Annotated in this window: 6 protein-coding genes; all 6 read left to right on the forward strand. The window is 35.8% G+C overall.

The features are described from left to right. Positions 1 to 334 precede the first annotated feature (334 nt). The 6 genes from ENO17_00165 to ENO17_00190 all read left to right on the forward strand — a co-directional run bounded on the left by ENO17_00165 (position 335) and on the right by ENO17_00190 (position 9203). Positions 335 to 1357 (forward strand): LacI family transcriptional regulator, encoded by a 1023-nt coding sequence (locus ENO17_00165; protein HER23469.1) that lies wholly within the window; start codon positions 335 to 337, stop codon positions 1355 to 1357. A gap of 91 nt (positions 1358 to 1448) precedes the next feature. Then, positions 1449 to 2702 carry an extracellular solute-binding protein gene (locus tag ENO17_00170; protein ID HER23470.1) on the forward strand — a complete coding sequence of 418 codons (1254 nt, stop codon included), beginning with the start codon at positions 1449 to 1451 and terminating at the stop codon, positions 2700 to 2702. Positions 2703 to 2916: 214 nt separating this feature from the next. Next, positions 2917 to 3762: a sugar ABC transporter permease gene (locus tag ENO17_00175; protein HER23471.1), complete on the forward strand. Its 846-nt coding sequence runs from the start codon at positions 2917 to 2919 to the stop codon at positions 3760 to 3762. A gap of 89 nt (positions 3763 to 3851) precedes the next feature. Further along, positions 3852 to 4634, forward strand: coding sequence for a carbohydrate ABC transporter permease (locus ENO17_00180; protein HER23472.1), 783 nt, complete (start codon positions 3852 to 3854; stop codon positions 4632 to 4634). A gap of 26 nt (positions 4635 to 4660) precedes the next feature. Then, positions 4661 to 7108: a glycosyl transferase gene (locus tag ENO17_00185; GenBank protein HER23473.1), complete on the forward strand. Its 2448-nt coding sequence runs from the start codon at positions 4661 to 4663 to the stop codon at positions 7106 to 7108. Between the two features lie 28 nt (positions 7109 to 7136). Beyond that, complete coding sequence (locus tag ENO17_00190; GenBank protein HER23474.1) at positions 7137 to 9203, forward strand: beta-galactosidase; 2067 nt, start codon at positions 7137 to 7139, stop codon at positions 9201 to 9203. The last annotated feature ends 147 nt before the right edge of the window (positions 9204 to 9350 follow it).

Raw genomic sequence — 9350 nt, forward strand, 5'->3', positions numbered from 1 at the left:
ATTTATCATTATATTATAATATATCGAAAGGTAATAATCATCTTATATTTTAATCAAAGAAAAAGACCTTCCCGGAGCTACCCCAATTGAATATCCTTCTCAAGGAACTGTTTTATATAGGGATGGAGAATTTTATTCTTCATCTTTTCCTACTCTTCCAGGGTAAGCCTTCATCTTGTAATTATAATTAGTACCTCTTTTAATTTTTATCAAACCGGTCTTAAACTATTTTTTGGTATTTGTTTTATAAAAGTATTATAAATTATTTGACAGAAAATAGATTTTGAGTTAATATAATAGAAAACGTTTTCTATTATAAAAGAAGTGATAAAATATGAACATAACTATAAAAGAAGTGGCAAAAAAGGCAAACGTTTCCATTACTACCGTTTCCCGTGTATTTAACGGAAATAACGGTGTTTCTCCCAAGACACGTAAGCGTGTATTAAAAGTAATCGAGGAATTGGGATACTCTCCTTCTGCTATGGCAAGCGGCCTAAAGACTAATCTTTCTAAATGTATTGGCATTGCTGTACCAGATGCACTTGGTGACTTTTATGGAGAAATAATAGATGGTATTGAATCAGTGACAGCAGAGAAAGGATATAACGTTATCATCTCATTAAACCACCGTATTATCAAAGAAGAACTGGTAGGAGTGAACTTTTTTCAGGCGAAAAAGGTCGATGGTGCCATATTGGTCACTACCTGTGGTGATGATGATTATATTCATTCTCTGATAGAAGGAGGTTATAATATCGTTTTATTGGACCGAGACCCTCACGGCTTACAAGTTGATACGGTAAAAATAGATAACTTTGGTGGTGGATATATGGCAACAGAGTATTTATTGAATCTTGGACATTCTTCTATTTTAATCATTCAAGGGATTCCTTTTATTGATTCTTCTAAAGAACGGTTTAATGGATATAAAAGAGCTTTGAAAAATAAAGGAATAAAAATTAAAAGTCAATTTATCCTGAATGGAAATTTTACCGTAGATAGTGGGCATTTAAGTGTAAAAGAATATCTGGATAACTATGGATTAGATTTTAGTGCCATATTTGCCACGAATGATCAAATGGCGATTGGAGCTATTAAAGCTTTGAATGATAAAGGAATATCGGTTCCTGAGGAAGTTTCTATCGTTGGATTTGATGATAGTTATATTTCACCTTATATTATCCCACCACTTACTACCATAAAACAAAGAAGAGTAGAAATGGGTAGAATAGCAGCCGAGTTGCTCTTGGATCGGATAATTTCCGACCATAAAAAAGGAAGAACTCCAAGGCAAGTTATCCTTCCAGTAGAGTTAATCAAGCGGGAATCTGCAATTTCTCTTTCTTCCAAGTGAAGGGGGTGATAGGTCAAGATTAAAAATGTTCTAGGTGATTAAATTTATTTTAAAGTATTAAAAAGTTCTGGTAAAGGGAGGAAATTAAAAAATGTTAAAGAAAATTATATTATTAGTATTAGTAGTGTTTTTTCTTTATGCAGGAATGGCCTGGGCACAAGAAACTATAGTCTTTTGGGCTATGCCTAATGCTCCTGATGAATCCCATCTTTCTTGGATAGAGAAAGCAGCGGCTGATTTTAAAGCGAAGACTGGTATTACCGTGAATTATGAGATAGTTGGTTGGGGTGATGCATGGTCAAAAATATCGATGTCACTCATCGAACCAATATGTGATGTATCTCAGGTAGGCACTACCTGGAATCCGCAATTTGCTGCTACTAGCGGATTAGAACAGATTGATATAAATGGGTTCGGTGGGGCAGATAGTTTTATGGCAGCAAACTTAGAGTCTACTACCTACAAAGACAATTATTATGGTATTCCCTGGTTTGCGGAAACAAGATGTCTGTTCTATAATAAGGATATGTTTGAGGAAGCAGGGGCAGTACCACCTACGACTTGGGGTGAATTAGTGCTGGCAGGAGAAAAAATTAATTCTAAATTTGGAACGGGTAGAGCATTTGCAATGGCTGGGACCAACGCTTGGGATCTACTGCATAACTGGGCTATCCTTTTATGGCAATCTGGAGGTGACCTGTTAAGTGCGGATCATAAGAAAGCAACCTTCAATAGTGGTGCAGGTATTACAGCTATGCAATGGTATGTTGATTTAGTAAAGAGGGGATTAGCAGATCAAGCCTGTGCTGAATACAACCAGCCACAAGCTGATTCTGCTTTTATCAATGGAAATGTGGCGATGTGTTATATGGGACCATGGAACATTGCAAATATTGAAAGCGAGAATCCTACCTTGAATTATGGTATTGTCGAACCTCCGAAGGGTCCAGTTGGTAAAGGTTCCTTTTCAGGCGGAAGCAACTTAGTCATTTTTTCCAATAGCAAACACAAAGAAGCGGCAAAAGCCTGGGTGAATTATCTAATAGAGAAGCAGGTACTAGTTGATTATACCAAGAACCTGACTCATATGTTACCCGCAAAGATTGAAGCCTTTGAAGATCCTTATTATAATACCGGGGTTTGGAAAGTATTTAAAGAGACTTTATCTTATGCCACTGCTTATCCTCCATTAGGAGTTTGGGGAGATATTGAAAATGCGGTAGTCGGTGAATTTAAAAATATTTTAAGTACTTACGTTAATGGAAAATATACTGAAGGTACAGCTAAAGAATATTTAGATCTGGCAGCTGCGGCAGTAGATAGAGCCTTAGCTAAAGAAAAATAGAGAGATAGATTCGTTTAAACAAAAGGAGAAAACAGTTGAGTACCAATAAAGGAAAGACTGTTTTCTCTCCTTATAGAACCATGATGTGGACTGGTCGATTAACTATTTAGAAAGAATACTATGAAATAATTTTAAAAAAAATATGCATTTATTTATTCAGAAAATAAAAAAAAATCGAATTGCTTATTATTTAATTATACCTGCTCTTATCTGTATGATTTTAGTTCATATTCTTCCTATGTTATGGGGATTTATAATTAGCTTTAGTGATCTTGATCTATATACCATTAGTGATTGGTCTAAAGCTCCGTTTATTGGGATCGGTAATTATTTAGAGGGCTTGGATATAAATAGTCCAACAGGAGGGCGATTTTTACGTTCTTTATGGAACATAACCTATTACGGAATTGCGGTAATCTCTATCGGTTATTTTATCGGTTTAGGAGTAGCTTTAATTTTAAACCAGGAATTTATAGGGAGAACCATTGTTAGAGGATTGATACTTTTACCTTATATTATTCCTGATTCAGTCGCTTATAGTGTTTGGAGGTTCATGTTTCAAGCGAGAATAGGTATCGTAAATAAATATTTATTATCCTGGGGTTTGATTTCAGAGACGAAGGTCTGGTTAGTTGGTGATAAGTCTATTTATGCAGTTATGGTGGCTAGCATTTGGAAAGGTTGGCCTTTTACCTGTTTAATTTTATTAGCAGGATTACAGACTATTCCTTTCGAGTTGTATGATGCGGCCAAGATTGATGGCGCTTCAATATGGCAGCAGTTTCGATATATTACCTTTCCTCTTCTTATGCCTATAACTTCCGTTCTATTACTATTATCCACACTATGGAATTTTAATGCCTTTAATCAATTTTATGTTATGCTGGGTGACGATCCCGGTGTTGCCGCAGAAGTTCCCTCTACCCTAATTTTAAGAGAGGCTTTTAATTCTTTTCATTACGGTATTGGAGCAGCCATGTCGGTGATTTTGATGGTAATTATGTTGATTTTCAGTATTTTATACATTAAAAAGATCCGACCAGGGGAGGTAGAGCATTGAATAGGACAACAAAAAGATTAACGGAAAGGATGTTTTTGTATTTTGCAGTCATTTTGATTTTAATATCGGTATTAGCACCTTTTGCCTGGATGGTCTCTGGTTCGTTTAAAACAAGATTAGAAATTCAGGCTTCAGATAGTAAAATAGCGGGAAAGGAGCCCAGTTGGATACCTCGTAATTTTACTTTGGTTAATTACAAGACTGTAAATAAAGAAGTTAAAATATTTGATTATTTTAAAAACAGCATAATAATAAGCTTGGGGACAATGTTTTTTTCTGTTGTTATTGCCACTTTAGCTGCTTATGCTATCTCTCGTTTTTCTTTTCCAGGAAGAACTGCCTATAGTATATCTGTATTATCAACCCAGATGTTCCCCGGAATTCTTTTTCTTATACCCTATTTTGTCATGTTTATCTGGATAAGGAAGATTATAGGTCTTCCGATGAGAGATACCTATTGGGGAATGATCTTCACTTACACTTCTTTTTCTCTACCTTTTTCTATCTGGATGTTGCGAGGTTACCTTAATACTATTCCCAGAGAAATAGATGAACAAGCTCAAATTGATGGATGTACTAAAGTAGGAGCTCTTTTTAGAGTCATCATTCCTTTGGCAAGGCCGGGAATTGCGGCCGTTGGAATATATGGATTTGTAATGGCTTGGAATGAGGTGTTATTTGCCTCAGTACTTACCGGGAATGAAACCACAACAGTAGCTATCGGTATCCTAAGGTATATTACTGCCCAGGAAGCCCGTTGGGGAGGGATGATGGCTGCATGTATATTAGTTAGTCTTCCTGTTTTAATATTTTTTACGGTGTTACAAAAACAATTCGTTCAAGGATTAGTAGCTGGAGCTACCAAAGGATAAAAAAATATTTCAAAAAGGAAACATTGATGAATCCATATGGACATTTTGATGATGTGAAAAAAGAGTATATTATTACCCGCCCGGATACACCTTTGCCCTGGATAAACTATTTAGGATTCAAGAAATATTTTGGAATTATCTCCAATACAGCGGGGGGTTATAGCTTTTACTTAGATGCTCGGCTGCGGCGTCTAACTCGCTATCGTTATAATAATGTTCCTTTGGATGTAGGTGGCCGCTATTTATACATTAAAGATGGTAATACCATCTGGAATCCCGGTTGGAAACCAACTTGCACATCATTAGATAGTTACTCCTGTCGACATGGATTAGGATATTCGGTGATTACGGGATATAAAAATGATGTGGAAGTAGAGATCACTTACTTTGTTCCTCTTAGAGAGAATATGGAAATATGGAAAGTAAAAATAATAAATCATGGAGAGCAGGAAAAAAGGTTAACCCTTTTTTCCCTGGTTGAATTTTGCCTTTGGGATGCTATGGACGATATGACTAATTTCCAACGAAATTTTAATATAGGCGAAGTAGAAGTAGAAAATGATACTATCTTTCACAAAACTGAATATCGGGAAAGACGAAATCATTATGCCTATTTTTTCTGTAACCAAAAAATAGAGGGATTTGATACCAGCCGCGATGCATTTATTGGGTTTAATCACGGATTTGAAAATCCTCAAGTGGTAAGTAAGGGAAAATGCACTAATTCTCTGGCAAGCGGTTGGGCTCCAGTTGGTGTTCATCAGCTCAATGTTATCCTCCAGCCGGGACAAGATAGAACACTCCATTTTATATTAGGATATATGGAAAACAAAGAAGATGAAAAGTTTTCAGCTCCCAATATTATTAATAAAAAATCATTATGGACTAAGTTGGAGCTTTATAACACTACCCAAGCTGTGGATGAAGCATTGAATGAGTTAAAAATCTATTGTAGCAGACTGCTTGGTCGATATCAGGTGAAAATAGATAATGAAGATATAGAACGTATGGTCAATATTTGGAATCAGTATCAGTGCATCGTCACTTTTAATCTGTCTCGTTCTGCTTCTTTATTTGAATCTGGTGTTGGGCGTGGGATGGGCTTTCGGGATTCCAATCAAGATTTGCTTGGTTTTATGCATATATTTCCAGAAAGAGCAAGAAAAAGAATTCTGGAACTTGCTGCTATTCAGCTCTCTAGTGGAGATTGTTATCATCAGTATCAACCGTTAACCAAGGAGGGAAACGAAAATATAGGTAAAGGATTTAACGATGATCCATTATGGTTTATTGCTTCTACTTGTGCTTATATAAAGGAAACTGGAGATTTTTCAATTCTTGATGAGGTCATTAGATATTCAGATATACCTGGTAGCAAAGCTACTATTCTTGATCACCTTTACCTTTCTATTAATTATACCCTAAAAAATTTAGGACCACACAATCTTCCTCTTATTGGTCATGCCGACTGGAATGATTGTCTGAACCTCAATTGTTTTTCCAAAGTGCCCGGAGAATCTTTTCAGTCAGCCGGGGATATAAAGGGAGGGGCAGCAGAATCTGTAATGATTGCCGGTTTGTTTCTCTATGTATGTTGTGAATTTATAAAGCTTTGTCACCAGATTGGTGCTGAAGCAAAAATAAATGAACTCAATAAAGGATACAAACTTATCCAGAAAGCGGTTGAAGAACATGGATGGGATGGAGAATGGTTTTTGCGAGCTTATGACTATTATGGGAATAAAGTAGGGTCTAAGGAATGTGAAGAAGGAAAGATATTTATTGAATCTCAGGGTTGGTGTATTATGGGTGGTGTTGGTTTAAAAGATGGTAGAGCTCAGATGGCTTTAGATAGCGTGGAAAAATATTTATCGACTCCCCATGGAATTATGTCTCTTCAACCTGCATATACTCAATATTATTTAAATTTAGGGGAAATTTCTTCTTATCCTCCAGGATATAAAGAAAATGCCGGGATATTTTGTCATAATAATCCCTGGATTTCTATAGCAGAGACTATTTTAGGAAATGGTGATAAAGCTTTTAATTCATACTTACGAATTTGTCCCAGTACCAAGGATAATTTTAATGAAACCTATCGGTGTGAGCCTTATGCTTACGCCCAGATGATTGCTGGAAGAGATGCACCAACTTACGGTGAGGCTAAAAACTCCTGGCTTACCGGTGCAGCAGCCTGGAGTTTTGTCACCATTAGCCAGGCTATTTTGGGAATTAAACCCGATTATCAGGGTTTGTTGATTGACCCTTGTATTCCCAAAAGTTGGAAGGGATATATGGTTATTCGGCTCTTCCGGGGAGTAAAGTATCATATTACCGTAAAAAATCCCGAGGGGGTTAGCAAGGGAGTCAAGCGTTTACTCATCAATGGAAAATTAATAAAGGGAAATTTAATTCCATATAATAAGAATGATACAGAAGTAGAAGTGACTGTAATCCTGGGTAAAAATAATTAATAAAGAATTAAAGAAAGGAGATTCGTCTATGTTTTTGACTTCGAAAACGTATCCTCTTAACGGAATATGGCAATATTGTTTGAATAAACAAGAAGAATATAGTGATATTCAGGTTCCTTCTAATTGGTATTTACAAGGATTAAATCACAGTGGCAAGGTATATTATCAGAGGAAATTCGAGATATCTCTCCAGAAAGATAATGACTATTATCTGGTCTTCAAAGGAGTGGATTACTTTTGTCAGGTGAAACTGAATGGAAGATTAATTGGAAAACATGAAGGGTACTTCCAAGAATTTTCTTTTCTGATAACTGATATGCTAAAAGATACCGAGAATCTTCTGGAAGTTGAGGTAGATTCGCCGAAAGAATCTGTTGATATTTGGCCTAATAAGAAATATCTGATAAAAGGGATATTCAACCATCATGACACTCGACCTGGTAGCTGGGACCCTGAATACGGACAGGATAAAAATACCGGAGGCATATGGAATGATATATTCATTGAAGAAAAACACAAAATGCATTTGGGAAAAAATATTAAGGTATCCTCTTTAATATTAGAAGATGGCCGTGCGCGCCTGGATATAGATGTGCCTTTGAACAATCATGTTTTCCCGCAAGAAATAGAAATTATATTGGAAATTTCGGGAGTGGGATTTAAGGAAAAATATAAGATTGACAAAAATATTTTTTTATCTTCTGGCAAGAATAATATCCATCTGGTGAAGACGATAGATAAACCTAAATTATGGACTACCTGGGATAGAGGGAAATCATATTTATATCATTTAAAATGTATTCTTTTGAATTCAAAAAGAAACATTTTAGATGAAAGTTCCTTGCAGTTTGGCATAAGAGAAATAAAGATAGATAACCAATGGAACTGGTATTTAAATGGCCAAAGGTTCTTTCCACGTGGAACAAATATTATTCCTGCCCAATGGCTAAGCGAATATAATAACCAGAAAATAGCTCAGGATATAAAGATGTTAAAAGAAGCCAATGTCAATGCGGTAAGAGTTCATGCTCATATTAACCGGCAGGAATTTTATGATGCCTGTGATAAGACTGGAATATTGGTATGGCAAGATTTTCCTCTTCAATGGAGCTATGAAGAGAGTGATGAATTTGTTCAAAATGCGGTGAGTCAGATTGGGGATATGATAGAGCAATTTTATAATCATCCCAGCATATCTGTCTGGTGCTGCCATAATGAACCGAGTACCAATAGATATACGCTTGACCCACTATTATACTTAACTGCAAAAGCTAAAGATTTCACCAGATATATTGATATAGCCTCTGACTTTGCCTATCATCCCTATCCAGGTTGGTACAGGACTCATTATTACGAATTTTATTTACTTCCAGGAGCTCCCTTCATTAGTGAATTTGGGGCTCAAGCCCTCCCCAATATAGAGACGATGAGGGAAATGATGAATAAAGAGGAGCTCTGGCCGCCTAAATGGTCAGTATGGGCCTATCATGATTTTCAATACGATACTACCTTCAATGTAGCCAAGGTGGATATGGGTGATTCTATCGAGGAATTTATAGAAAACAGCCAAAACTATCAATCAAAATTGTTAAAATATGCTATAGAAAATTATCGCAAGAATAAATATTCTAAAATAACTGGAATATTTCAATTTATGTTCGTAGATAATTGGAATGCTATAACTTGGAGTGTGGTGGATTATTTTCGAAGGCCAAAAAAAAGTTATCATGTTTTGAAAATTATTTACCAACCGGTGTTAATTGGGATGGATATGGATAGGGAAAAGATAAGTTTGGATGCATTGAGAACTATAGGAATTTCCAGCATCTGGATTGTTAATGATACACTGAATAAGTATGAAAATACCTATGCCGAAATTAACTTACTTAAAGATGAAGAGATAGCAATAGAAAGCAAAATAGAGATAGGTTGTATACCTGCCGATGGTGTCAAACATTTTTCCAGTCCTCCTATGTCGGAAGGACTGATCAGATTAAATTTAAAAGAAAAGGGAATTTATAATATTGAAATGAAACTGAAAAATAAAAAAGGGTATATCATCTCCAGAAACTCTTATGTGATGGAGGTAATATAGTTTTAATGACTATACTTATCATCAAATAAAGAGGGACAGACACCTATTTTCTTAAATAATTAATATTTTACTTTTAAATTAGTAGGTAACCCGATAAAGGGTAAGATCTTCCAATGTAGCAAAGACATGCTATGTTAACCACATGAC

It is taken from the genome of Candidatus Atribacteria bacterium (assembly GCA_011056645.1).
Classification (GTDB): Bacteria; Atribacterota; Phoenicimicrobiia; order Phoenicimicrobiales; family Phoenicimicrobiaceae; genus Sediminicultor; species Sediminicultor quartus.